Source organism: Pseudoalteromonas sp. McH1-42 (assembly GCF_022347845.1).
Lineage (GTDB): Bacteria > Pseudomonadota > Gammaproteobacteria > Enterobacterales > Alteromonadaceae > Pseudoalteromonas > Pseudoalteromonas rubra_D.
Window position 1 is genome coordinate 83,806 of record NZ_JAKRFU010000007.1, and the last position, 25,386, is coordinate 109,191.

At 48.0% G+C, this 25,386-nt stretch carries 19 protein-coding genes; 8 read left to right on the plus strand and 11 right to left on the minus strand.

Going from position 1 to position 25,386, the window contains the following annotated elements; translation table 11 throughout:
* Positions 1-23 precede the first annotated feature (23 nt).
* A complete protein-coding gene (locus tag MHN31_RS07300) occupies positions 24-749 on the plus strand; it encodes a YebC/PmpR family DNA-binding transcriptional regulator (protein ID WP_010384392.1) in 726 nt (241 codons plus the stop codon).
* Between the two features lie 143 nt (positions 750-892).
* Here MHN31_RS07300 and MHN31_RS07305 read toward each other — a convergent pair whose 3' ends face one another.
* On the minus strand, positions 893-3,259 hold the full coding sequence (locus tag MHN31_RS07305) for a zinc dependent phospholipase C family protein (RefSeq protein ID WP_239443905.1): 2,367 nt from the start codon (positions 3,257-3,259) through the stop codon (positions 893-895).
* A gap of 408 nt (positions 3,260-3,667) precedes the next feature.
* Positions 3,668-5,599, minus strand: a complete 1,932-nt coding sequence (locus tag MHN31_RS07310) for a phytase (protein ID WP_239443906.1) — start codon at positions 5,597-5,599, stop codon at positions 3,668-3,670.
* A 414-nt stretch (positions 5,600-6,013) separates the two neighbouring features.
* Between MHN31_RS07310 and MHN31_RS07315 the strand changes: the two genes are divergently transcribed.
* Together MHN31_RS07315 and MHN31_RS07320 are read left to right on the plus strand one after the other, a co-directional pair.
* Complete coding sequence (locus MHN31_RS07315; protein WP_239443907.1) at positions 6,014-6,907, plus strand: diguanylate cyclase; 894 nt, start codon at positions 6,014-6,016, stop codon at positions 6,905-6,907.
* Positions 6,907-7,920: an AraC family transcriptional regulator gene (locus tag MHN31_RS07320; protein WP_239443908.1), complete on the plus strand. Its 1,014-nt coding sequence runs from the start codon at positions 6,907-6,909 to the stop codon at positions 7,918-7,920. Before MHN31_RS07315 ends, MHN31_RS07320 begins: the two co-directional genes overlap by 1 nt.
* A gap of 73 nt (positions 7,921-7,993) precedes the next feature.
* Here MHN31_RS07320 and MHN31_RS07325 read toward each other — a convergent pair whose 3' ends face one another.
* The 5 genes from MHN31_RS07325 to betI all read right to left on the minus strand — a co-directional run bounded on the left by MHN31_RS07325 (position 7,994) and on the right by betI (position 13,804).
* Entirely contained in the window at positions 7,994-8,698 is a 705-nt protein-coding gene (locus tag MHN31_RS07325; RefSeq protein ID WP_239443909.1) for a TorF family putative porin, read from the minus strand.
* A 12-nt stretch (positions 8,699-8,710) separates the two neighbouring features.
* Positions 8,711-9,928: a BCCT family transporter gene (locus MHN31_RS07330; RefSeq protein ID WP_239443910.1), complete on the minus strand. Its 1,218-nt coding sequence runs from the start codon at positions 9,926-9,928 to the stop codon at positions 8,711-8,713.
* A gap of 136 nt (positions 9,929-10,064) precedes the next feature.
* The gene (gene betA / locus MHN31_RS07335) at positions 10,065-11,732 is read right to left on the minus strand and encodes a choline dehydrogenase (RefSeq protein ID WP_239443911.1); all 1,668 of its coding nucleotides are present in this window, start codon (positions 11,730-11,732) and stop codon (positions 10,065-10,067) included.
* A gap of 16 nt (positions 11,733-11,748) precedes the next feature.
* Positions 11,749-13,212 carry a betaine-aldehyde dehydrogenase gene (betB, locus tag MHN31_RS07340; protein ID WP_239443912.1) on the minus strand — a complete coding sequence of 488 codons (1,464 nt, stop codon included), beginning with the start codon at positions 13,210-13,212 and terminating at the stop codon, positions 11,749-11,751.
* 1 nt (position 13,213) lies between these two features.
* Positions 13,214-13,804: a transcriptional regulator BetI gene (gene betI / locus MHN31_RS07345; protein WP_125560437.1), complete on the minus strand. Its 591-nt coding sequence runs from the start codon at positions 13,802-13,804 to the stop codon at positions 13,214-13,216.
* Between the two features lie 374 nt (positions 13,805-14,178).
* Here betI and MHN31_RS07350 point away from each other — a divergent pair, with 374 nt between their 5' ends.
* A complete protein-coding gene (locus tag MHN31_RS07350; protein WP_239443913.1) occupies positions 14,179-16,239 on the plus strand; it encodes a TonB-dependent receptor in 2,061 nt (686 codons plus the stop codon).
* Here MHN31_RS07350 and MHN31_RS07355 read toward each other — a convergent pair.
* Entirely contained in the window at positions 16,236-17,006 is a 771-nt protein-coding gene (locus MHN31_RS07355; protein WP_125560441.1) for an SDR family oxidoreductase, read from the minus strand. The two genes, MHN31_RS07350 and MHN31_RS07355, sit on opposite strands and share 4 nt — an antisense overlap.
* A gap of 108 nt (positions 17,007-17,114) precedes the next feature.
* On the opposite strand from MHN31_RS07355, the gene MHN31_RS07360 reads away from it, so the two are divergent.
* Positions 17,115-17,999 carry a LysR family transcriptional regulator gene (locus MHN31_RS07360; RefSeq protein WP_239443914.1) on the plus strand — a complete coding sequence of 295 codons (885 nt, stop codon included), beginning with the start codon at positions 17,115-17,117 and terminating at the stop codon, positions 17,997-17,999.
* A gap of 89 nt (positions 18,000-18,088) precedes the next feature.
* Positions 18,089-18,736, plus strand: a complete 648-nt coding sequence (locus MHN31_RS07365) for a glutathione S-transferase family protein (protein WP_239443915.1) — start codon at positions 18,089-18,091, stop codon at positions 18,734-18,736.
* Between the two features lie 46 nt (positions 18,737-18,782).
* On the opposite strand, the gene MHN31_RS07370 is transcribed toward MHN31_RS07365, so the two are convergent.
* Positions 18,783-21,023 (minus strand): hypothetical protein, encoded by a 2,241-nt coding sequence (locus MHN31_RS07370; protein WP_239443916.1) that lies wholly within the window; start codon positions 21,021-21,023, stop codon positions 18,783-18,785.
* 112 nt (positions 21,024-21,135) lie between these two features.
* Positions 21,136-21,828 (minus strand): pirin family protein, encoded by a 693-nt coding sequence (locus MHN31_RS07375; protein WP_239443917.1) that lies wholly within the window; start codon positions 21,826-21,828, stop codon positions 21,136-21,138.
* Between the two features lie 191 nt (positions 21,829-22,019).
* Here MHN31_RS07375 and MHN31_RS07380 point away from each other — a divergent pair, with 191 nt between their 5' ends.
* Both MHN31_RS07380 and MHN31_RS07385 read left to right on the plus strand, forming a co-directional pair.
* Positions 22,020-22,832: a hypothetical protein gene (locus MHN31_RS07380; protein WP_239443918.1), complete on the plus strand. Its 813-nt coding sequence runs from the start codon at positions 22,020-22,022 to the stop codon at positions 22,830-22,832.
* Positions 22,833-22,994: 162 nt separating this feature from the next.
* Positions 22,995-24,710, plus strand: a complete 1,716-nt coding sequence (locus MHN31_RS07385) for a tetratricopeptide repeat protein (protein WP_239443919.1) — start codon at positions 22,995-22,997, stop codon at positions 24,708-24,710.
* Positions 24,711-24,994: 284 nt separating this feature from the next.
* On the opposite strand, the gene MHN31_RS07390 is transcribed toward MHN31_RS07385, so the two are convergent.
* The gene (locus MHN31_RS07390) at positions 24,995-25,240 is read right to left on the minus strand and encodes a hypothetical protein (RefSeq protein ID WP_138537081.1); all 246 of its coding nucleotides are present in this window, start codon (positions 25,238-25,240) and stop codon (positions 24,995-24,997) included.
* Positions 25,241-25,386: the final 146 nt, after the last annotated feature.

The window sequence follows — 25,386 nt, forward strand, 5'->3', positions numbered from 1 at the left end:
AATTTGCACAAACGAGAATTAAGATGGGTAGAGCATTTGAAGTCCGCAAAAACGCCATGGCAAAAACGGCAGCGGCAAAGACCAAAGTAAACTCAAAATATGGTAAAGAGATCTATGTAGTCGCAAAGAATGGTGGCGCTGATCCCGACACCAACCTCTCCCTTCGTCGTTTGATCGATAAAGCTAAGAAAGACCAGGTTCCGGCGCACGTTATTGAAAAAGCGATTGAAAAAGCAGCCGGTGGTGCAGGTGAAGATTACTCACCAGCACGTTATGAAGGTTACGGCCCTGGTAACTGTATGGTGATTGTGGACTGTCTGACAGACAACCCAAACCGTACTATCAAGGATGTACGTCTGCCGTTCACTAAGACAGACTCAAAAATTGGTAGTCCGGGCTGTGTTGCACACATGTTTGATCACTTTGCAATCCTTGGCTTCGCCGGTGATGATGATGAAGCCGTACTGGAAGCGCTGATGATGGCGGATGTAGACGTGACTGACGTTGAGGTCGAAGACGGTCAGGTTTCTGTGTTTGCACCACACACTGAGTACTTCAAAGCGAAAACAGCGCTGATTGAAGCATTTGATGGCATCACTTTCGAAGTAGATGAAATTACCTGGGTACCACAAACACACGTTGAGATCACAGGTGAAGACGATCTGGCAAACTTTGAGAAGTTTATCAATATGCTGGAAGACTGTGACGACGTACAAAACGTGTATCACAACGCCATTGTGAAAAACTAATTGTCTGAGTCGATGATTTAATGCGCCTTTATCGGGCGCAGGATGAAGAAAGCCGAGCTAGTGAGCTCGGCTTTTTTATGTCTCATACCAATTTCACTTAATACCTGTTCAATCTGAAGGAGCAAATATTAAGCAAATTGGTATTAATTTAACATGGTCAGTGCAGGGAGCACTTTAATCACGGTACAGGTGCGGTCTTGCTCATCCTGAGGGAATGGCGCAAAGCTACAACTGTCCAGAGTGTACTGAATACCCGAGAGTGGGGATAAACCTACTTCCGATGGAGCATCGATACCAGGTACCAGTGGGCCTATGAACAACTGCTTGAAGATTCTACTTTGTGCATTAGGATCTTGCCATAGCTTGAATCCCTGTGTGCCGTTATTATGTGCATAGCCAAATTTACGCTGTTGCGTGCTCACACCACTGAATCCTGTGCGTCTGACATACTGCGGAGCCACTTCCTGCCATTGGTGATTACCATCCAATGATCGAACTGCAGAAGATAGAATGTTCTCACCAGCATAGTAAAAGCTACTGCCATAATGCTGGCTACTGGATAGTCCGAACTGTGCAATCAGATGGTTAAGCTCACGGTAGTTTAGAATGCTCAGCTTTGCCAGAACAACGGCATTGTGGGCGGCTGCAAACTTACTTGGATTAAATTGACTATTGCCGGTGACATGCATATCCGCTTTGATACGGGTAACGATGTCATTGGTGACAAGTAGCCCTTTACCTGAGTTATCTTTGCTAAACTGGCGCTGCAAAGCCACTTCACTCATGTCAGATCTGAGGTGTTTTAATAACTGATAAAGTTCATCACTGGTAAGTTCTTTAATCAGTTTTTCGACTGCTTTATTTGCAACCTTGGATTTAATTCTCTGGATCTCTTCATAGACTTTATAAGCAGGGCTGACAACGTGCATAATTTCTGAGAGTTTATCCAGGGTTTCCTGTAAATAATCCTCGACAGTACATCTTGATGAAGTCAGGGTGACAGGCATACCCATTAATCCAGATGAATAGCAGGTTACCCAGTCATTAATCATTTTTTGTGAGCGATCTTTATCGGTTACCGAGTAAATCACCGCATGGTTGATATTGTGAATGTACTGAGTGGTTGCAAGGTCAATGTTTTGTAGCCAAGCCTTCAGGAATGCTTCAACCGGACTGATTGAGGCTGAGTTGAACTGTTGCAGTGTGTCAATCAGGTTTTGTGCCAGCTGGTTTTCCAGATCAATGGTTGATTTTAGGATCTCATGCGCCTCTTTAGACGCTTTCTTTAACTTACTCACTTCCTTATTGATAGATGAACCTAGTTTTTCAACCAGGCGTTTCTCTGCTCTTATCAGTTCTTGTTGCACTTTATACGTTGGGTTCAGGCCAATTATTTTTTCGACAAGTTTGGACTCACATACCTTTTTAGTTACCCAACCTCCAAATAATCCGCCTGACCAAGATTTGACGTTCTTACAAACTTTTTCTGTCACTTTTTCGGTGAGGTTCATTGGAATTGAATTGAGCTCATTAGTGAGCTTTGCTAATTTGAGCCGGGCATTGGATAGCTCGCCGTGTGCTTTAACCACAGCATTCGCGGCATTATTAATCGTATCAAGTTGCGCACTGATGAGCTTTTGGTGTCCATTGGTCAGGTCTTTTTTGAAACGCGTGGCGGCATCGCGAACTTGTTGTGCCTTGTCTATGTTCCAGTTACTGACTTTATTTATGTCTTCTCCAAGCTCAACGATTTTTTCGGCTGTTTGATCGTTGAGCTGGATGCCTGCTTGTGCTTTGGCTACTGCCTTGACCGCTGCAACCTTTAATTCTTTAAAAATATTTGAGTAGGCAAGGTCTTCAACGTTTTTTCTGAGTGTGTTGATGGCGTAGAGATGGCTACCAGAAGGGGAGTTCCATTGCGACTGGGTGTCTGGGTTATAGACAATTTTATCGCGAATAAACCCAACGGGCACACTAAGTTGACTGCTGTAGGCGCCTTTGGGCGTGTGTTTTGAAATAAGCGATTCAATCAGAATATGACGCAGTTCAACGTCAATTTCACCATCTGCCAGGTCAAATGCTCCGCCAGCATAGCGGTTGACATATGTATGGGCGAAAATATCTGCGGCAGCATGCGCTTTAAACCCAAGCACAAAAGCTCGCTCCGAATCTCGCTCTGCAACCGAATCCAGAAAGTCTAACCATTGGCTGGTGTTCCACATTGTTCTGTCGAGCTGGTCTTCAGTATGGATCTGAGATTGTCCAACAATCACGTCAGGTGACATATCAGGACCGATGTTACCTGAGCGATAATAGCTTTGGTTTTGCAGTATCAGGTCTTTGGTGTTGTTATTGACTGGTACCGAAATAGTTTTACCGTCGACCTTAAAGTCGAGTTTACCATCTTGTAAATCTTCGATTACTTGTTGGCCAACCCAGACATGGGTATCTATTTTAAATGCGGCAGCATTGGCACTGAATAACAGTGCCAAGATAAGGGATTTTTTCATCCTAGTATATCCGTATTATAAAAGTGGCGGATTCTATACTATATCTTTTCGGGTACAAAGGTTTTATGTCAAATAATGTTAAATGTTGTGGTGGGTTTTCATTTGATTGTTGGTCTTTTATTTGATTGTGTGTGTTATTTAATCATTTTGTTTGTGATTTTAAATCCAGATATAAAATCATATTTTTAATATGTTATAATATATCAATATCGGTTTTTATTAAGTTAAATTAACTGGTTGGGTAAGGTTGTTTTTTTAATGTTAACTTGATGTGTGGAGACCGTATTTGCAAATAAATACGATTTTTATTGAATATGAGTCATGCCGTTATATGTTTGTATTGTGGAAAAGTAATTTTATTAACCCATTGTAGGAGGCCTATAAGGCCTCAGTATAAATTTTCGCAGATTAGCGAGAAAGTTTGTTCAGCTCTGTAGCTGTTAATACATCCTGCCAACTTACATATTTAAAGTTCTGAGGTTGATCGGGGAAGCGGTTACGACCGTCCTGAATCACCAGTAAGCCTTCAGGGTAGTCTGGAGTGCGCAGGCGAGTCGACAGGGCAAGGCCATCTGTTTCTGATGCACCATCAAGGCCCCTAAAGCCATCCATTCCAACGCGGAACCCTGCCAGGTGTCGGTATGGGGGCGTTGCTTCGTATAGTTGATAGCTGTTGTTGCCCTGGCTGGAAACGACCAGAACAGGTGATTTGCCAAACGATAAGGCAAGGCCTTCGATGTCATCAACCAGGTGCTCACCCACTTTTGCCACTGACACAGGCTGGCTGTTATCCTTTGGGTTCAGGCTGGTGGCCCAGATCCCAACATCTTCTTCGCCAATAAACAAGCGGCCGCGCTCATCATCTGCCACACAGCCTTCCGGTTGCGAGCGCAATGATATTTCGCGCGCCTTCAAGGCGGCAATTTTGCCTTTGTCAGCCTCCAGTGTGTACTGAATTGTCAGACCAGCTTTGTTATTGGCAAATACATAATGGTTGCCCTCAAAAGCGGCCATACAGAGACCATAAATTTCATTGAGCCCGGCAGGTACTGTTCCCAGCCTAAACACTGTGCCGTCAGCTTCAATACCATAAAATGCCAGGCTATCATCATTGCGTTTACTTGCTGCTACAATACTGATGGTGCGACCCTGCCAGCTGAAACCATCGCGCAGGTCGACATTATTGAGTCGACCATCTTTGAACTGTTGTAACAGGTTACCCTTGAGGTCATAGACTTCCAGACCTTGCTTTTTGTGTGTACCCAGTACCAGAGAAGCTGCGGGATTACTCGGGTGCACCCAGATGGCCGGGTCATCCATCGCATCGCCAAACTGCTCAGCAGGTTGGCTCTGTGACTTAGGCCGAACTATTGGCAGCGTCTTCGCCGTTGGGGCTGGTTTAAGTGCAATATTCACACTGGCGTAACTGCCTTGTTGTTCATTGGCAAAGCTCAGCTCGGCAGTTTGTTGCCCCGATGACTGGCTGAGGTTCATCATTGTGGCTTCGTAATTTTTGAGCACTAACGTGTCAGCGGGTATCCAGCTGTCTGCGGCGTCTGGTGTATCCCAGTACAGGATCTCCTGGCCATTTTCCAGTAACGCAAAGAGTTCGCCAGAGTGACTGGTTGCCAGGCTTATTGCCGGTGCTCGCTGTTCGCCGTATGGGGCAACCAGTGAGACCGGATAATACTGTGGATTGTCTTCAATGCGTGCTGAATAGCGCCAGATCCCCAGTGGTTCACTGATGTAGAGGTAGCCATTGCCAGGGTCCACGGCACAGGAATCGGCATCGTAGGGCAAAGATAATGAACGCAGTAGCAAAGGGGCCTGCAGCCAACGTTGTTGCTGGCGAAGCAGCCATTGTTCCGCCCTGCCACGACCATCGGAAACAAAGATAGACAGAGTCTGATCTGCCGGATCTGCAAATAAGCAGAAGTTGTCAACCAGGAGTCCGGTTTGCGTGAGTTCAAAGCGTGGTTGCAGTTGTGCATCAGTAGCATCCAGCGTGCCCACAAATACACTGTCTTTGCTGCCTTCAAGCGCGGCATATAGCCACTGGTTGTCGCTTATCGCACTGAGGCGGAGTTGTTTGAATGTGCCCGGGAGTTGCGCTTTGTGTACATTCCCCTGAAGTAGACTGAGTCCATGGTGTTCTGATGCCGTTAATACCTGATCTGTTCCGGGTAAGTGCCAGCTGTCAACAATTGCCTCGACAGAGCCTTGTATTTTGGTTTGCAGAGTTTGCGTAACTACTTGTTGTGGCTGCTGGCTTTGGCAGGCGCTCAATGCGCCCAGTAGACCTAAAGTAAGCATGGTTTTAGATAAGGTTGATATGTTCATATTTTTGCTCCGACATCACAGAGAACTGACAGAAGCGAGCCTGCATCAGGTGTTGTGTGCAGGCCGCCAAACCATCAACGGGTGTAAAGTGAGCGGCTACCTTAAGCAGGTAATGTGACAGTTCTGTTTCACCCTGAGCAGGGTTTGGCAGTCGATGGACCTAAAACGATGCAGATAGAACAATATAATTATAATGGTGAGCTGCTTTGTCTTAATACCATCGTCTTTATTTCATATAAAACGCAATAAAATCATGGTGATATTCGGTTTGATTCAAAGGGCTGTATAACCCGGAGCAAGTTAAGTGAGCTATTCTGGCCGGGTCCAATTAGCTCAGACCATTATTGAGCTTGCCTTAAAAGTGTCATATATCCGAGCTAGGATACCCGGATGATTGCGTAATTGGATAAAAAGATGAAGAATGTCAGTAGCTTATACATAACTCTCTGTGTCAGTATCTTGCTGACCATGTTGGCGCTCTTCATCGGTGAGCTGAAATCAGTGAATGACATCGATTGGGTTGACGCCGCGGGCGAGGCCACTACGTCGATGATGGCAGCTATTTGGTTTATTCTCCTGATGTTGTGTCGTCCAAGAGGCCGGGTTACCACGGTATTGCTGCTAGGTTCCGCAACTTACTGGCTCACAACCTGGCTGGATCTATTGGATGAGTTCATTGCTTACCCGCTACAGAGCCACCTGTTTACCTGGCTTGAGTCGCTGCCTGCCCCAGTCAGTATGACCTTGCTAACCTGGGGGCTAGTCACCTGGTATCGCGAACAGCAAGCGGTCAATCGTCAGCTGAAACAAAGAGAGCATTTTCATCGTGAACATAGCCTGATCGACCCTGTGACTCAGCTTTACAGCCTGCGCTATTTGTTGATCCAGCTTAACCGTGAAGCGGTATTGCACGATAAACGCAACCAGCCACTTTCGTTGGTGATGGTTGATATAAAGGGTTTTGCTCAATACAACCGGGTACATGGTGTGCAAAAAGGCGACGAGTCTCTCAATGAGGTAGCCTCTGCGCTGGAAATTGCGCTGCGAGAAACGGATCTGGCGTGCCGTTATACCAGTGATCGGTTTGCGATTTTACTGCCCGAAACACCACCGGATGAGGCCAGAGTATTCTCTCAGTTGATCCAGGCGTGTTGTAACTCAGCGCTAAAGGGGACGTTGACGGTGACCACAGTACAGGCCACCCGAATTGCCGGGGAATCAGAGCAGGCGCTGTTCGAACGACTGAATCAGCAGCTGGCGGGAGCGAAACGCACGAGCTCCGTGGCTATGGACGGGGAGGATGTGTGATGTCTTTGAAATTTGCCTATTTGCATGATAAGCGCATGCCGGCACACTTCCTGATTACCATATTAGAGCTGGCTGAACACTATCAGATAAAACCACAGCACCTGATCCGTGGGTCTCAGTTGTTTCTTGAAGATTTGGCCTATCCGGGGGCTCAGGTTGCCCCAATCAACGTACTTATTATTCTGAAAAAGCTCAAACGAGAGCTTGCTGAGCAGCCGCAATTGGCGATGGAGCTGGGACAAAGAATCGCGACCGGACATGGTCATGTTTTGTTTGACTTGTGGCGGTATGCCCCTGACCTGCACAGCGCACTGACGGCCTGGGCAAGAGTACAAAAAGGGTTTGAGACGTTGATCCAGTTTAATGTTGAGCGACATCAGGGCAAGCTGTATATCAGGCTGACTGAATCAGCGTCGTTGAGCACTCAACAGCGAATGGTGTTTGAGATTGTCCTGTCGGCTTGTCGCTTGTTGCTGAAAGAGCAGCTAGGTGCACAGACCTGGATACAGATAGAGCTGCCCTGGTCGCAACCCGGGCAGGATTTTCATTATCCGGTCTATCTGGGTGAGCATGTGCGGTTTAATGCACCGCGTTGCGCGATTGTGATGTCTGATGAGGTGATGTATCAGCCTTTTAAAGAGGCCAGCACATTGCGCTTTGCTCAGGCAAAACGCAGTGCTAGTCAGGTATCGCACCCACCGCAATTACTTCAGGCACACTTACGTCGCTTGTTTCGAAAGAACCTTGGACAGGCCTGGTCGCTGGATTATACCGCTAATTATCTGGGCATGAGCCCGGCCACACTCAAGCGTCGCCTCAAACAGGACGGCACCAATTTCAAATTGTTGGTTGATGAAGTGAGGGGGCAAGAAGCGTTGCACCTGATGGATCTCAATCAGTGGAATAACAGTCAGCTTGCCAGCACCATGGCGTTTGCCGATGTGCATAGCTTTCGTCGCGCGTTTAAACGTTGGACGGGCTCTGTGCCAAGTGCTTTTCGCTGTGGCTCTTAAGTTGTTTGGGTCTTCACTGGTGATAAAGCAAGAAGTCAGGCACTGATTGAACAGTGCCTGGTTGTTGCAGAAATTACAGGTCAAATGTTCGTGCAATCGCGAACACAAAGCGTTCGTCGGTATGCTCGCCATCTATGGTGGTGTCTTCCACAGTGAAAGTTAGATCGAAATCGAACTGCGTGGTGGTGTAAGACACCGCATAGTGGGTATAAGAGCTGTCGAGCCCATCCCAGGCATATTTCTCAGCATCAAATGAGTTAGACACGTCGCCACTGAGGGTAACCGAGTGGTTATCGGCGATATCAAAAGTATGCGATAGCATTACAATACTATGACCGACGTCAACACCGAAATAGTCCCAGCTATACCATAAGTTGACATTGGTAGTGCCCAGGCTACTGGCGTAAGCAAACTTTGTATAGACTTCAGGGTAGTTATAGTCGCTGGACGCATCATCGCCGTGATAGGTGTAGTATGCGATACCATAGTCTACCGTCCATGCGCTGGACAGCTCCGAAGAGCGACCAACGTAAAAGTCCCACTCGTGGCCTGTGTCATCGCTAAAGTCTACACCAGAAGCCCAGGTACCGACATACCAGCCTGCATCGGCTGCGTAGTCCAGGCTACCCTGAATGGTTGGGTCGCTCTGTGTTTGTGACACCCCGTTAAAGGTATAGTCTGAAGTACCGGTAATGGTTGTTGACCAGCCTGCCATAGCTATGTTCGACAGTAGAGCCAGAGGAAGTGCGCAGAGTGTTGTTTTTAAATTTATTTTCATTTCTTTTGAACCTTAGTTTACGGTCTCGATACGGCTGAAGTCGATGGTATTCTCTTTCGGTGAACGGGTAATGTTGGCGACTGTTTTGAATTTGCTATAGCAAATATAGCCAAAACAGCCAAAAAAGAGCGCAATAACCAGTGCACCAACCCATTGTATCTGCAAAAAGTTTAGTTTAAATAGCAGCGTCAGCAACGACAGGGCGGCAATATTAAACAAAATATAGTTGCGCTTCCCGAGTTTTTTAACCGTCAACCCCAGGTTGTCGGTATACAGTCGAACTAATGAGTCCAGAGAGTTGATCACGAAAATCACGCCAACCACTACCATCGCCAGGTTCTTGATACCCGCGGTGTCGATCCCGGCTTCATGATAGTGATACAAGACACTAAACCAGACAGCGATGGGAATAGACGGGAACACCAGCATAGCAGCCAGTACCTGATAGGTTTTCAGGCCACCGACAAAACGCGAGGTGAACTGACCTATCATAATGCTCCACGCAAACCACCAGAACAGATAAAATTCGTGGTAATCGTTAAGTGGCAACACAAACTCGTTGATATTACTGAAGTAGCTACCCAGCAACGCAATGTTATTCGTAAAGGCGCTCATCTCACTGTCACCAAATACGAACGCAGAGGCCCACATAAAGGCGATCAGGGCGATAAACATCCAGGTCGTAGAGATACTCAGAATGCGTACATACTTCAGGCTGGTGCTTGAATACACCGCAAAACAAATGGCGGCGAACACGATGAGGTAAAAGGTTGGCACAATAGACTCGCCATCGCCCACACTTGGCATATACCAGGGCAGGTTAGTCAGCAACAGATAGGCCGTAAAGGCGCAAGTACCAATAATAACAACATTATTGATAAATTTAACCCAGGGAATTTCGAAGAACTTCACCTTAGGTTCTATTACGCAGAAATAAAAACACGTCAGAAAATAAAATCCCCAGATCAGGAAGCCCCAAAAGCCAAATTCAATGGCGAGTGGATTGGCAAACGCATATTCTGGGCTTGCTTTTATGTCTGCGTAACCCGCAAACTCCGTCAGCGGAAACATGATAAGTCCAACATCCAGGCCGGACGTAAATAAAATAGCAATAAAGGTAAAGGTTTTAACCGGTGTCACACCGACACAGCGTAGGTTCCCCCATTTTAATAGAATAAAAGCGATAGCAACTAGGGTAAACACAATGCCTGCACTAAGCCATACTGTCATTGTCACCCTCCCAAAATAAGTAAAAATAACTCATTGTCTCTCCGTTTTTTTATGTTTCCGCATTAACCCGATACAACCAATTTGTATCGCGCACCACTGCAGATCCCACGGCCCGGTTGGGCCGCAGGTGGCTTTGTTAAATCTCCGTGCTGCGTTGTACTGTCTGCCATTGTCTTGCAATGGCAACCTGAGCGTTGTTTGCTTTAAGGGCTGGCAGGCCCAGAATAATGTCTGCGGCTTTCTCTGCGACCATAATGGTTGGCGCGTTGAGGTTGCCGTTCGGGATTGTCGGGAAGATAGATGAATCCACCACATTCAGGCCATCAATACCATGTACCTGGGTGTTTGAATCCACCACGGCCATGTCATCTTCACCCATTTTGCATGAGCAGGACGGGTGATAGGCGCTTTCGACTGCCTGGCGTACAAAGGCATCGATTTCTGCGTCGCTCTGCACGCCTTTTCCTGGCTGAATTTCACCATCGCGATAAGCATCAAACGCTGGTTGTTCAATGATCTCACGAGTGAGTCGGACACACGCCCGGAAGCCTTCAATATCATCCTGATGGGCCAGGTAGTTAAATTGGATCTTAGGCGCCTGTGTGGGGTCGGCTGATTTAAGGGTGACCTCACCGCGGCTTTTTGGCTTGTTATGGCCGATATGCACCTGGAAACCGTGTCCGTCAAATGCACTTTTGCCGTCGTAGCGAATGGCTGCGGGTAAAAAGTGATATTGCAGATCTGGCCACTCTACGCCTGCTTTTGAGCGGATAAAAGCACAGGACTCAAAATGGTTGGTAGCGCCAAGACCTGATTTATTTAGGAGCCAGCGAGCGCCGATCAAGCCTTTGGAGAACCAGTCCAGTTTGCCATTCAGTGTGATGGGCTGCTTACACTTATACTGGAAATAAAACTCCAGATGATCCTGCAAGTTCTTACCGACACCTGGCAGGTGGTGCTTAACCTCAACACCGGCGGCCTGCAAAGTTGCCTGATCGCCGATGCCCGACAACTGCAACAAGTGAGGCGAGCCAATTGGACCGGCACTTAAAATGACGCGGCGTTCGGCACTGGCGCTGTGGATTTTACCTTTGCATTGGTACTCGACCCCAACAGCGCGCTTACCTTCCAGCAGTACTTTATGTACCAGAGCGCCAGTTACGATTGTCAGATTGTCACGCCCCTTTACAGGGTCAAGGTAGGCACGGCTGGCGGAGCAGCGACGGCCATCTTTAACCGTCATATGCATGGGACCAAAACCTTCTTGCTGCTCACCATTGTAATCTTGTGTGGTGGCATATCCTGCTTGTGCACCGGCTTCGATAAATGCGCGATACAGCGGGTTGGCCATTTCATTACCATTGTTGGTACCCAATGGACCATCATTGCCACGATAAGGGTCGTCGCCCAGATACCAGCTTTCAGCACGCTTAAAGTAAGGCAGGCAGGCCTGATAATCCCAGCCCTGTGCACCGTGCTGCTGCCATTCATCGAAATCTTTGGCGTGGCCACGTACATATACCATGCCATTGATAGACGACGAACCACCGAGTACCTTGCCGCGTGGGCAATGCATGACCCGGTTGTCCAGATAAGGCTCGGGCTCAGTATGAAACTGCCAGGCGTATTTGTCGGTGTTCATCGGAATTGACAATGCCGTGGGCATCTGAATAAAGATGCTTTTGTCACTGCCACCGGTTTCTAGTAGTAAAACCCGGTGTTGTGGATTAGCAGACAGTCTATTTGCCAGTACACAGCCTGCTGAGCCAGCTCCGACAATGATGTAGTCGAATACTTTTTTCATAGTCTGGCTCCTTTGCTTAAAATGGGCTTTCGATTTGGCTCATACCGACGTAAACAGACTTGGTCTGGGTGTAGTGATCCAGTGTTTCGATACCATTTTCGCGGCCAATACCGGATTGTTTATATCCCCCAACTGGCATTTCGGCAGGAGAATTACCATAGGCATTGATCCAGGTAATACCGGCTTGCAGTTGGTGGATAACCCGGTGTGCACGTTGAATATCACGGCTAAACACACCAGCAGCGAGGCCTAAATGGGTGTTGTTAGCGCGTTCAATCGCTTCTTGTTCGTCATCGAACACCATGACGCACATCACCGGACCAAAGATCTCTTCGCGAACTATGGTCATGTCCTCATGACAGTCAGTGAAGATGGTCGGTGCGACAAAGTAGCCGTTAGGCGCTGATGCAGGGCTCAAGGCATGACCGCCGGTAAGCACAATGGCCCCTTCTTGCTTGCCTTGCTCAATGTAATCCAGCACCAGCTGCTGATGTTTTTTCGAGATCAAGGCGCCCAGGTTTACTTCGGGATTAAGTGGATCGCCGGCAATGATATTTTGCTCTGTGCGAGTCTTGAGTTGCTCAAGAAACTGCTCATACACCCCGCGCTGAACATAAACACGTGTGCAGTTGGTGCAGATCTCGCCCTGTGTGTAGAAGTTGCCTAACATGGCAGCACTGACTGCCTGCTCGATATCGGCATCATCAAACACCAATAGCGGCGACTTACCGCCCAGTTCCATAGTCACGTCTTTAAGGTTAGAAGCCGCACTTTGCATGACTTTTTTACCTGTGCCCACTTCACCGGTGAATGACACTTTTTCAATTTCCGGATGCAGCGTGAGCCATTGCCCAACTTCAGCAGCGCCTTGTACAACGTTAAAGACACCAGCTGGCATACCGGCCTCGATAAAAATCTCGGCCAGCTTCAGTGCACCCAGCGGGGTTTCTTCAGACGGTTTAAAGATCAAGGCATTACCTGCCGCCAGTGCTGGGCCGGATTTCCAGCAAGCAATTTGCAGTGGGTAGTTCCAGGCACCGATACCCGCGCAAATTCCTAACGGCTCTTTGCGGGTGTAGTAAAAATCATTGCCGACCATCTGTTGCTGGCCAACCTGCGCAGGCGCCAGCCCAGCAAAATACTCGATTACGTCAGCACCGGTTTGAATGTCAACGCACTCGGCTTCTTGCCAGGGTTTACCTGTATCCAGCACCTCAATTTTAGCCAGTTCATCATTACGTTCACGTAATAGTGCCACTGCTTTATTCAGAATTCTGCTGCGCTCAATGGGTGCCATGGCAGACCACTGCGCAAACCCGGCTTTGGCACTGTCGATGGCCGCTTTTTGAATGTGCGCATTGGCCACTTCAACGTGATAAATGACTTCGTTGGTCGCGGGGTTTTTTACCGCAAACTGCTCGCCGGTCTGGTTGGCAAGATAGCGGCCGTGAATAAAGTTCTGGTAGACAGGTGTGGACATATTAGACTCCAAATTGTTGGATGAGGGATTGGATATAACGCTTGGCCAGATCCTGCGCGCTATCAAACTGCGCATCATCGGCTTTATTGAGAACGGCTCTGAGCCACAGGCCGTCGATCATAGCGGCACTCAGCTCTGCGGCTTCGCGCGCTTTGGCTGGGGCCATTAATTGTTTAAACGAGTACAACAAATTGCTGTAAAGTCGGCGAGCATTGACGCGTTGTAAGCGATGTAATTCAGCATCGTGCATGGAATGCGCCCAAAAGCTCAACCAGGTGCGGGTGGTGTCTCGCTGTTGTTGCACCACGGCAAAGTTGGCTTCGACAATAAACATCAGGCGTTGCTCAGGCTTGCATCCCTGAGCTGTGCGTTGCAATAAGCTGCGTTGCAGACTGCTCAGCAGATAGCGCACTGTGGCTTCTATGAGACCTTGTTTACCACCAAAATAGTGGCTAATGATCCCCGAAGACATGCCTGCCTTCTTACTGATACTGTTGATTGTGGTGGCCTGTAATCCAAGCTCAGCTACTGACTGCAAAGTCGCCTCAATCAGCTGCTGGCGACGCACAGGTTCCATTCCGACTTTGGGCATGTTTTTATTAATTGATCGTTCAATAAAAATAAATTTTAAGGTGAACAAAGATTAATATCAAGGTTGACATTTTGTAACTGGTATTGGTTTTGTCATTGAATCGGTTTTATGTCTATGAAATTTATTGGAATATTGATTTCTCAGTATAAGTTGAACTTGCTCCTAAATTGCTTTTATCTTGCTCGGAAATCCAACGTTGATGGTTTAAATAACGAGCTGGATTTCTGAAATCGATATAACTTGTGTTGCGTCGGTTGCAAAAGTCATACGTAAAATATGATTTATATAAGGTTCATTGTGCTCTGTTAGGTTTCACTCAAAAGTCAAAATGCTTAGCTATACTTGGCAAAGGCGCTTTGTTCAGTAAGTAGTATATGACTCGATTAGTTATTTCTTTGTTTTTCTTCACGATATTGCCCTGTTCGCTGGCTGTAGGACAGGAGCAAGAGGGATCGGTATTTGCAATGTCGTTTGAAGAGCTGCTCAGTCAGGATGTGACCGTTGCGGCACGTAAAAGCGAAACCTGGCTGGCGTCATCCGGCACAGTATATGTGATCAGTCGTTCGGATATAGAGCGTTATGGCTGGCGCGACTTAAAAGAGATCCTCACCTCAGTACCCAATATGGATTATTTCTATCAATGGGCCTGGTTGCCAGGCGGGCAGAGAGGTTTTACCGGCAATATGTCGGGGACTTTGATGCTTATTGATGGGCGGGAAGTACAAAATCTGCTGGCTAACGAAGCCTTTATTATGAATAACTTTCCCAGCGCCAGAATTGAGCGTGTTGAAATTTTGCAAGGGCCAAACTCCACCTTGTACGGCGGTAATGCAACTCAAGGGGTGATTAATGTGATCACTCGTTTGGAAAGTGAGGTCAATGAAGTCTCTCTAGTGGTTGGTGAGGTGGGTACACGCCACGGACACGGCTTGCTTCATTTTCAACAAGGCGAGATCGAGCTGGCGGTATCGGCCAGTTATTTTGAAAGCGATCTGGATTATCGTGAAATACGAGAATTTATCGTCGATGATGAAGCGTTTAGTCGAAACAGCAAAGATGGGTTAAGAAACCATGACCCGAATGATTTTCGCAATCGTGAGAAAAATATCACGCTGGACAGCCGACTCAGCACTCCCTGGTTTTACTTTGGCAATAACCTCACCCGCACAACCAACGTAAGTGGTATAGAAGCGGTGGCTTTCGATTATATTACCGGCGATGATGCTTATCGCGGTTATAGTAGCTACTATCTGGGTAAGCACATGCAACCGTCGGCAAACTGGTCGGGTAATGTGGAGCTAAGCTATTTTCGGGAATACAAAGAGAAATACCGCTTGAGTGTTGATAACGCTGCTCAGGCAAGCCGCTACGAAGCGTTGGTGTTATATACAGAGCGCGAAGATATCGGCCCGTCGGACAGAATTCGGCTCAATACCCAATGGGCCTATCAGGCAAGCTCCGATCAGGACTGGATACTGGGGTATGATGGCTGGCGTACCAAAATTGGCCGTAAAATCAAATACAGGCAAACTGAAGACGGCGTTAAATTGGTCACCCCAGACTCCTGGCCAACGGACAAGGAACGCTCGGATAAGCATGCTGTGTTTGGGCAATATTCCAGGCTATGGCGCTTTGGCGAACGCACACTTAAGGTCAATGCCGGGCTCAGATACCATCGCCAGGATTACACCAATGCCAGCTGGCTACCCCGGATCAGCATGGTTTATCAGCCCAATGTCGATCAGGCAATCAAATTGACTTACGGTAAAGCGTTTCGACCACCAACGATTTTTGAATTTGACCTGGTGGTTGATGATGAAATTGAGTCTCAAAGTATGCAGATGTACGAGCTTAACTGGAGCCAAAAATTTCGCTGGCGTGAGATTGAATTCGCCAATATTTCAGCTCTGTATAGTATGCAGGCGAAGAATTTCTATCAAAAAGTACAGGACCCCAATACCCAGATTTGGCGCACTATAGTGGCAGGAGAACACAGAGTCTCAGGTTGGGAAAACCAATTGCGTTGGCAGGCATCGCGCTGGCACGGACAACTGGCGCTGCGTTATATTTCGCCGGATAAAACCCAGGTGGCGACGCAATCGGTCAGATTGGATGTACCTAGCTATAAGGTCAAGCTGGGGCTGGGTTACACCCTGGATCAGCACTGGCAGGTCTCAGCTTTTGTTGATCACTGGGATAAAGTCCTGACCGAAGCCAACCGTTTTCAACAAAGCGGCACTGAAGTCGTTACAATACCAGCCTGGACAACTCTCAATATGAACCTGACTTATACACAAGGGGAGAGCACCCTGGGGTTGTATGTCGAAAATTTATTCGACAAGACCTATTACCATGGCAATGCCCGGGGCGTGTCTCCTGTAAAGTATATTCAGGCGCCGCGCAATCTGCGCCTGAGCTGGTCATATCGATTTTAGCGGGTAACGAACCCCCCGTTGACAAATAAAGTCTGGCCAGTTATCCAGCGTGCTTCTTCACTGACCAGAAAGTCAATCATGGGCACTACATCGTCGACGTTACCCAGGCGATTCAGGACACTGGCTGCGCTTAGATAGGCCACTGATTGCGCATTTTCCTCGCCATGAAAAAATGCGGTATCTATTGGGCCTGGTGCTACGACGTTGACAGTGACGCCGCGGCTACCAATTTCCTTTGCCAGTGCCCGGGTAAAGTCTTCCAACGGCGCTTTGGCACCGGCATAAGCGCCGTACAGGCCGGTAAACGCGCCGAGTAAAGAGGTGCCCATATTGATAATACGACCCTGATCCTGAATATGTCGGGCTGCGTGCTTCATCATGAGGAATGGGGCCTTGGTGTTAATGGCAAACAGCTGGTCGTAATCTTGCTCTGAGATATCCGCGATGGCTTTTTTCAGCACTTTACCGGCGTTGTTGATCACAATGTCTACTCGGCCGAAGGTTTCCAATGTTTGGCTGTAGAGCGCAAGAACCTGGCTTTCCTGGCTCAGATCGCCCTGAACCACAAGTGCCTGCCTGCCAATCTGAGTGATCTCGGCTGCGGTCTGCTGTGCGTCACTCAGCGATGCATCACTATGATAATGCACCACAACATTCGCGCCTCGTTCGGCCAGTGAAATGGCAAAGGCTCGGCCCATATTACGCGCTGAGCCAGTGACAATAGCGACTTTGTCGGTCAAATCGAAAAGTGTGCTTGAGGTGGACATAATGCTTACTCCTGTTGGATTAGTTGACGAAAGTAAGCTTAGTCGCTTGCGTTTATTTCAGGTATCCCATAAATTTTCATTTATTAATTGCGAAAAATGCAAAAAGTAATGAACACAAATGAGCTGACATTCCTCAAGGTCATAGAAGCTGGCAGTTTGAAAGGTGCTGCCGAGCAACTCAACACAGACCCTTCTTCGGTGAGTCGCAAGGTGGCGGCATTGGAGCAGCACTTGGGTATTAAACTGATTAACCGCTCTACGGTGCGATCCCAGCCGACTGAAGCCGGATTAGTGTATTTTCAGGGGCTAAAACATATTTCGGAGCAGCAGATAGAATTAGAAAATCGTCTGCGGGGGTTGCAGGATCAGCCCAGTGGGACTCTGACTATTGCTGCACCGGTCGATTTTGGTAATCAATTTGTCGTGCCTGTACTCAGTCAGATGCAGACGACTTACGACAATCTTAAGGTCGAGTTACTGCTGGGGAGCCATTTTGAAGACCTGACTGCAAATGGCATCGACGTGGCGGTCCGTATTGGTGTGTTGTCGGATTCGGCCCTGATCTGCCGAGGTCTGGGCATGGCCGAGCGGGTGTTGGTTGCCAGTCCGGATTATCTTGCCCGGGTGGGAGAAATTAATGAGCCGTCGATGCTTGAACGGTGTCAGTTTGTGTTTTATTCCCGCGCTCAGGGTAACGCGCAGGTGAGAGTGCTAAAAGGCACAAAAGCCATCCAAGTCAAAGTGTCAGGGGGGTTTACAGTGAACAGTGTATCTGCTGTCAGGCAGCTTGTACTTGCTGGTAAAGGGGTGCACCTGGGACCAAGATGGGCATTCAAAGAGGCGCTGAACAGTGGCAAGTTGGTGGCCTTGTTAGCGGATTATCAGCTGGAGGGGTTTCCTGTGCATGCTGTTTATCGGCCCGGTGGATATGTCCCGGCCAAGATCCGATGCTTTATTGATCTGATGAGTGAGCATTGTAAGCGTGCACTTTAAACGCTGAGCGAAAAAACAGCCATTGAATTAATAACCCACAGTCAGTCAACAATATTCTTCATTTTATTCTGTTGGACATTTGGTGTTTAATGATTGACCAATACCACGATAAGGAGCATTTGGTTGCTATTATGAGTCATCTTCAGCTTTACTATTTTCCACTGTCCGGGCACAGCCATAAAGTGCTCACACTTGCGTCAATGCTGGGTCTGAGCATAGAGACTGTGACCGTTGATATAAAATCCGGTGAACACCTGTCTGAGTCGTTTATACAATTCAACCCGGCTGCCAAGATACCTGTGTTGGTGGATGGGGACACGGTTATCACCGACTCTCATGCCATTTTGTTTTATCTTGCCCGGCAATATGATCCTGCAAGAGTCTGGTATCCAACTGACCTGACTACTCAGGTTGAGATCCAGCGATGGTTTGCCCTGTCTGCCGGTGAGTTGTGTACCGGTCCCGTGGCGCTGCGTGGGATCCGGGTGCTTGGGAAGCCCGGCAATGAGGCGCACGCGATGCAGCAGACGTTAAGGTTATTTTCACTTTTAAGCACCCAGCTTGAGCAAAGCCCCTGGCTTGCCGGGGGAACCCCGACTTTGGCTGACATTGCCTTGTACAGTTATACTGCGCTGATTGCCAGACTTGAGCCAAGCCTGCGTGATTTTCCGCGCGTACTTGACTGGTTGGCGCGCTTTGAGCAATTACCCGGATACCGGGCACTGCCTACAAAATAATCGTATGCTTGGTTGAGATACATTGCTGATTTTGTCAATGTGCCGGTCACAGAGAACGAGGCATTGGCGCAACACCTGACAGCAACCAGGCTTGTCTTGTGGTTGATGGGCCAAATTCAATCAACCCCGTGGCTTGCAGCGCAGCGTGCTGGTAACCCAACTCAGTCACGCTTAGCTGCAGATAGTATGCGAAAAAGCGCATATAAAAGTGTTGCGCCCCCATATCATCGAATAAATGGTAAATGGCTGTTAGTACATCAGGGTCACCGTTGAGCTTGTCGTGCCCACTGAGCTTGTGCATACCTGTTATCAGATTGTCCAGGTCTGCCTTTAAATCCGGGTGCATGTGTATCACTCTGGCAAGTGTCGGGCCCGGTTTTCTGCGCCAGTTTCGTTCTTTATGTGCGCTTTCATATTGTCTGAGTTGTCTCAAACGTGTGACTGCAAGCTCAATCAGGGTATCGGCGTCTGACTCGTCGGCACTGAGATAGTGCGCAAAGGCTGGTGCATAAAAAGCGCTTCTTAATAATGGGTTGGCCCGGCAATTAGGCATCTGAAGATGACGGGGCAAAGCCGCTGCCAGTGCTTCCGACAACCGGGCCGGGTTCGCGTCTGCCAGTATTGGCAGTAAGTCACGAAACACATCACAAGGTAGGGTGAGTGTCAATGTGATCTGAATGTCTTGCTGCGCTTTGAGCTTGCGATAGAGTTGCCCGGCAAGGGTATCGACTTCACCGGGTGGAATGAGTCCCCAGACCGCTAACTCATCAGCAAGCTGACAAGCAGCTTGTTCACTCAGGCTGGCCTGACGTGTGCTATGTGACAGGGTCAGCGCCAGATTGAAGTCCCGCATTGAAACTTGATCTGGTGCTTTAAAGGTCGGCATGGCCGCTTCAAAGTCGAGATAAAACTGACGTTTCTCTTCGCCCACCTGGTCCTGATAACATCGCTGGCCTTGACCAGCTAGCTTGACATCACCATAAACATTTTCTTGAGTGACAACATGAAACTTGGCATCTTCGCGGCTCATCGCCTGCCAGGAAAAGACGTTGAAGTGAAAACCCCAGGTGTGATGTAGCTGTGTTATACGCTGATTGAAAAACTGCTCAACGTTCACCTGTTTCAGGTGTGTGTCCAGTTGACTCATCAGTGTGCCGGTCACTGTGGCTTCATGCAATGCCGGTGTGAGTGCGTCGTCGCACACTGTCAGTTGCAAAAGTGCCTGATGCATCTGCACGCGATGGTAATGGTAGTAGAAGCTTAGCTCAACACCTGATTGAGCGGCTGTGCAGATAGAGGTTTCCAGGCTCTGCTGAATTTCTTTGATACGCGGTTTTAGTTCTTCGAGTTTGTCCAGCCCCAGTCGTTTCAAGAGCGCTGTCGCAACGGGGAGCAGTTGATTTGGTAATGTATTTGGAGGTAAGTGTGCTGTCAGTGCATCAACCTCTTCCGTAGAGCGTTGAAAGATAGCCTGCACCATAGCCGTGTATGCGACTTGAAACGCTTTTGGGTTACTCAGTTTTGCAGTGATACAGGCATTGACAGTATTTTGTGTATTGTTTGCGGTCGATTTGACATAGCTAAGGCGCAGTATATGAGGTGTGTCGACAGGTCGGACAAATATCACCTGGTAACCTCCCTCGATGGAGACCTCAAGGTTGGCGTTCAGACTGGCATTGAACGACAGATCCAGCAGCTCTCCTTGTGCTAGCCAGCGGCTGAACAGATGAAAGTTTCGACACAGCAACTCACTCCATTTTATTGAAGTGTGGACTGTTAATGTACCCTGAGTATCAAGCGCGAGAGACTCACCGGGCTTGAGCGATTTGACGTCCTCGTGGGAATAAATGCAGGGTATAGCGGTCAATTGCGCAGCGAGGGTATCTGCGATGATGTCGCCGGAGCGGGCGCTCAGGCAAGCTGCCAGCTGTATCTGCGTATTGGCCGATATGTGATTTGCTTGCTGGCGGAGCAGCGTTGTGGTGCCGCCAAGTGATGCTGATATTTCATAATGGAGCCAGCAGGTCCGGGGCTCAGCGCTGGTTTGGGTCGAAGGTTGCGTATTTTTAGGGACCGACTGGCTCATTGATGTACGATCATGCACCGGGTGATCCAGTAGCGTTGCAGTCAGTGCGCTACTTGCAATGGCATGGCCACCCAGTGCGGAAAAGGTTGTGTTGTCGGTGAGCTGGCTGTGCAGCAAACGAGCGGGCCCGGTGTAGTCTCTAAAAGAATGACTCAGATGCTGTAGTTGTTGTGATTGATTGTATTGCACATGTAATGGCATGCCATATTCCCTCAAGATAAAAGTACAATGCTGTCAGTAAGTACTCACATTATCTTGTTGGTACTTTAGGTGCAGGCTTCCTACCCTAAGGGATCATGCCCAAGAGCGCAACTCAATCTGGTGGCAATTCAAACCACAGTGCTTCGAGTGGGGTCGTTGCGGTTAGCTCAATAGACTCTTCTTCTGTGAGCCCTACTGCATCGCCTGCATTAAGGTGCGTTTGCGTGGATTGAGCTGCGCCCTTTATGAGGTGCAGATAACCCCAGCTTCCTGGTGCGTTCAGGGTCACAGTCTCGCCAGAAGATAACTGCAAACGATAAAGCCTGGCATCCTGATGGATGACCAATGAGTCGCGCTGTCCATCCGGGGTCACAAGTGGCGTAAGAGGACCTTTTTGGTGAATCGTAGCTTGTGTATAACTGGGATTGAGCCCCTTTTTGTTAGGCCTGATCCAGATCTGTAAAAAGCGGGTTGGCTCAGTCGCAAAATAGTTGTACTCGGAATGTGTGATCCCGGTACCAGCGCTCATCAGCTGAATATCTCCGGCTGGAATAATGTGATGATTGCCTTTACTGTCTTTGTGTTCCAGCGCACCTTGCATAACGTAAGAAATGATCTCCATATCCCGGTGCCCATGGGTATCGAATCCCTTACCCGGCGCCACTGTATCGTCATTGATAACGCGTAGTACGGAAAATCCCATATGTTTAGGGTCGTAGTAATGACCAAATGAAAAGGTATGCTGGCTTTGCAACCAGCCCAGATTAACCAGGCCCCGCTCTGAGCCGCGACGAATTGATGGCATAGCAGTGATGCTCCTAAACTGTGATATCCCTACTTTACTGCTCTATCATGGAGAACAAAATGCGCGAATATCGCACCTACCATTCTGTAAAAAAGAATGGTTGCGTAGTATTGCAAAGCGCGCGCTTTTAAGCCCATATGCTAGAGTTATACAGCCAAATGCAATCTGTTAACCCATTTTCAGGAAGTGTTATGTCGTCATTAAATCAGTTTATTCCATCGCCTGTGATTGCCGTTGCGTCGGCCTACCAAACACACCTTGGCGATATCGATGTATTTATCTGTTTTGCGCAAATAGACGATGACAATCAACTCCTGCTCCAGCTCAGGGAAACTCATGCATTGCAGGTTGGAGATTTGGTCACGGTACATCTGGATAATCGCACCGGTGTTAGCGAATATGACGCTGAGTTGAGTGTTTATCGTTTATCTTATAAAGGCCGGGTAACTGCACTCAATGAGACAGAGATAACCGTTTCTCCAATTGAGTATCAGGTTTATTATGGGATTTCGGTGGAACTGGAATATCGAGCGCCGGAGTATGAGTTCCCTGACGATCCGCGTGTGCAAACGCCATTGCCATGCACGCCGTTAACGGCAACGCCTGTAATGGATGATGAGGAACACGACAACAAAGTCGGGGTACTGATCACTAAAGCGCAATCACAACCACACACCACAGTGATGGCGTTTTTATCCAGCACCGATGATGATGTCTTTTTTATCACTTTGCCACAAACCTTTAAATCCAGCCTGATGAAGCGTGATAATCGGTGCTATTTTGCCATCGACAATCGTGCCAGTTTTACCTTTGAAAACTATGTAGAGTGGAATTACTCCATAATCGCAGGAAAGGTGCATCAGATAGCAAGTGACAGCGCCTTGTTCAATGAGGTGAGAGAATTGTTTATCTCTAAAAACCCCTGGGAAGTGGGGTTTTTCAGTCATCCGGACATTGAAATGTATCACCTGAAAGCTGAAAAGGTAGTGTGTCCTAAGCGATAGTGTTGTCAGATACTGACTGAATCTTGTTTATCTGAGAAGAAGTTTGTTTTTGTCTCGCATCTGATTAGACAATGCCTCTATGAGACTGATCCAGATCACTTTCAGGGGTCGCACTTTCGCGTTACAATTTGTCCAGTTATAAAAATATTTATAAAAATTAACATGGACAGAGAAGCATCAACAGTACAGGTTTGGGCCTTAAAAGGCTTCCTTGACGAATTAAAGCGTATTAACGACACCATGGAAGACCGGCGTTTTGTGTTTATACTGGGCGCTGGTGCGTCGATCCAGTCTGGTGTTAAAGGCGCAGCCCCCCTGGCAAGGGAGTGGATGCAAATGCTGTTTCATCGGGTGGTATCGCCCGAGACTGACTTTGACAGCTGGCTTAAGCTGAACCCGCTGGAAATCGATAACTGGCAGCCCGATAACCTGGCTGGTCATTATCCCGAGATATTTGCTCGTTGTTTTTCTGGCGATCATGAGGCTGGCTTCGCAGAGCTGGAAAAGGCCATTGAAGCTGGTAGTCCGAGTTTTGGTTATGCCGTACTAGCCTGGATAATGACCAAAACCAGCCACAACATGGTGATCACCACCAACTTCGATAATCTGGTCGCCGACTCTTTGTATATTTACGGTCGTCGCTCTCCTCATGTGATTGGTCACGAAACCCTAGCTGGGTATCTGAAGCCACTGGCACGACGCCCTATGGTGGCCAAAATTCACCGTGACTTGTTTACCGACCCCATCAATGACCCGGATGGCACCGGGCAGCTGAAAAAGCCCTGGGAAGATGCCCTGAAGAATATCTTCAAATTCTATACCCCCATTTTTATTGGCTATGGCGGTAACGACGGCAGTCTGATGAACTTTTTATCTGATTTATCACCAAGGGACATCAGTGGCAGACCGTTTTGGTGCTATTACGAACCAGGCGGACAACCAAATGGCGACATCGCTGCGCTGATGCAAAAGCACAACGGTGTGCTGGTCCCGACCCCTGAATGGGATCAGTTGATGCTGGATATCGGTAACCTCTGGGGTTACAAGCATGATGATCAGCTAAACGATTTGGAGCGCTACACCGAAGATATGAAGCAAACGCTTCAGGAGCAGGTACTGAATACCTCTCGTGAGGGCGGAGAAGACATCAAAGCAAAACTACTGCCTAAGCCTAAGCAAGAGCAGGATAAAAGCTGGTTGGATTGGACGCTAGAGGCTGAGAATAAGTCGACCTTGGAAGAAAAGCTTGAGCACTATCTGCTCGCAGTGAAGGCACTACCTAAATCACCTGAGTTACTTAACAACTACGCTAATGCACTATTTGATAATGGCAGAATACAAGAGGCCGAGCGCTACTATAAAGATGCTATCACTTTGGATCCTGATGATTGTGAATATCAATATAACTACGCTTTGCTATCTGAGAAAGCGGAATTATTTGACATAGCGGAACATCATTACCTAAAGGCATTAGAGTTAAACCCACAATATATTTCAGCTTTGAACAACTATGCGAACCTGTTATCTAATCACAACCGGCCGGATGAAGCTGAGTTGTACTATAAAGAAGCAATTGCATTAGACCCTGACGATTGTACGTTGTACAACAACTATGCTGATTTACTGATTCAACAAAAGCGCCTTGACGAAGCCGAAGCACTGCTGCAAAAAGCATTGGATTTAGTGCCCGGGCACCCGGTGTTCATCGAAACCAACGCGCAGTTATTGTTTGCACAAGGCAAATACCAAGAAGCGCTGAGCACGATAGAAAGATTATTGAAGCTAGATCCTGACAGCCAGGGTGTTAAAGACATTAAAGCGCAGATCGAGCAAGAGATTAAACGCGGTAAAAAAGGCGTTTCGTGCAGAAAAAAATGAAAGGCACAGCGTGGCTGTGTGTTAAGCAGATGCCGGCTCAGGGCTGATATAACCAAGGGGATTTGGCATGAACCTAGTGTGTATGTGCTCAGCCCAGTTAGATGTTTGGAACAGTCAGCAGCCTTTTAAAATGTCTTACTATCGAATACAACTCCAACCCTTTTCATCCGTTATCCCGTGCTCGATACGGGATCTTGTTTTAGGCGACTCCGTTGATGATGTATTGCGTGGTCTCACCTTCGCCCTTCCTCCCTCCACTATTGCACGATAGTTGTCCCAAAAAGTCACGGTCGCACAGTCAAAGTAATCCCTAAGCCACAATCAAGCGTGATAGGTGTGTCGATGGGCGCTGACTCAGATGTTATCTCGCCGACAGAAAAACGCTCTGCGTCCGTGTTTTGTTCATAAGCGCTGCAGGCATAAATGACATACCAGTGTGCGCCTTCGTGCCACAGTGCAGAGATAGTCGCCTGAAATGTTCTCTGTCCAACTTCGCCACTGAATGTGGTCGCCTCTTCTGATAACGTCAATCTGCCTCCTGGCCATTCAACGACCTTTGACGGGGGGGATACACATGCCATTAAAGACAAAATGAGTGGTATCAGCAGGTAAAATCGTGGCTTGATTATCGGCATGATTAGCCTCTTTTGTTGCACAAGTTCCGGTTAAGATGACA

Bases quoted from the DNA above. Each gene is read 5' to 3' on its own strand.
- MHN31_RS07380 (WP_239443918.1), top strand. From the start codon at position 22,020: ATGTCGTCATTAAATCAGTTTATTCCATCGCCTGTGATTGCCGTTGCG.
- MHN31_RS07365 (WP_239443915.1), top strand. From the start codon at position 18,089: ATGATTGACCAATACCACGATAAGGAGCATTTGGTTGCTATTATGAGT.
- MHN31_RS07325 (WP_239443909.1), bottom strand. From the start codon at position 8,698: ATGAAAATAAATTTAAAAACAACACTCTGCGCACTTCCTCTGGCTCTA.
- MHN31_RS07320 (WP_239443908.1), top strand. From the start codon at position 6,907: ATGTCTTTGAAATTTGCCTATTTGCATGATAAGCGCATGCCGGCACAC.
- MHN31_RS07350 (WP_239443913.1), top strand. From the start codon at position 14,179: ATGACTCGATTAGTTATTTCTTTGTTTTTCTTCACGATATTGCCCTGT.
- MHN31_RS07355 (WP_125560441.1), bottom strand. From the start codon at position 17,006: ATGTCCACCTCAAGCACACTTTTCGATTTGACCGACAAAGTCGCTATT.
- MHN31_RS07300 (WP_010384392.1), top strand. From the start codon at position 24: ATGGGTAGAGCATTTGAAGTCCGCAAAAACGCCATGGCAAAAACGGCA.
- MHN31_RS07330 (WP_239443910.1), bottom strand. From the start codon at position 9,928: ATGACAGTATGGCTTAGTGCAGGCATTGTGTTTACCCTAGTTGCTATC.
- MHN31_RS07310 (WP_239443906.1), bottom strand. From the start codon at position 5,599: ATGAACATATCAACCTTATCTAAAACCATGCTTACTTTAGGTCTACTG.
- betB (WP_239443912.1), bottom strand. From the start codon at position 13,212: ATGTCCACACCTGTCTACCAGAACTTTATTCACGGCCGCTATCTTGCC.
- MHN31_RS07385 (WP_239443919.1), top strand. From the start codon at position 22,995: ATGGACAGAGAAGCATCAACAGTACAGGTTTGGGCCTTAAAAGGCTTC.
- MHN31_RS07315 (WP_239443907.1), top strand. From the start codon at position 6,014: ATGAAGAATGTCAGTAGCTTATACATAACTCTCTGTGTCAGTATCTTG.
- betI (WP_125560437.1), bottom strand. From the start codon at position 13,804: ATGCCCAAAGTCGGAATGGAACCTGTGCGTCGCCAGCAGCTGATTGAG.
- MHN31_RS07360 (WP_239443914.1), top strand. From the start codon at position 17,115: ATGAACACAAATGAGCTGACATTCCTCAAGGTCATAGAAGCTGGCAGT.
- MHN31_RS07375 (WP_239443917.1), bottom strand. From the start codon at position 21,828: ATGCCATCAATTCGTCGCGGCTCAGAGCGGGGCCTGGTTAATCTGGGC.
- betA (WP_239443911.1), bottom strand. From the start codon at position 11,732: ATGAAAAAAGTATTCGACTACATCATTGTCGGAGCTGGCTCAGCAGGC.
- MHN31_RS07370 (WP_239443916.1), bottom strand. From the start codon at position 21,023: ATGCCATTACATGTGCAATACAATCAATCACAACAACTACAGCATCTG.
- MHN31_RS07305 (WP_239443905.1), bottom strand. From the start codon at position 3,259: ATGAAAAAATCCCTTATCTTGGCACTGTTATTCAGTGCCAATGCTGCC.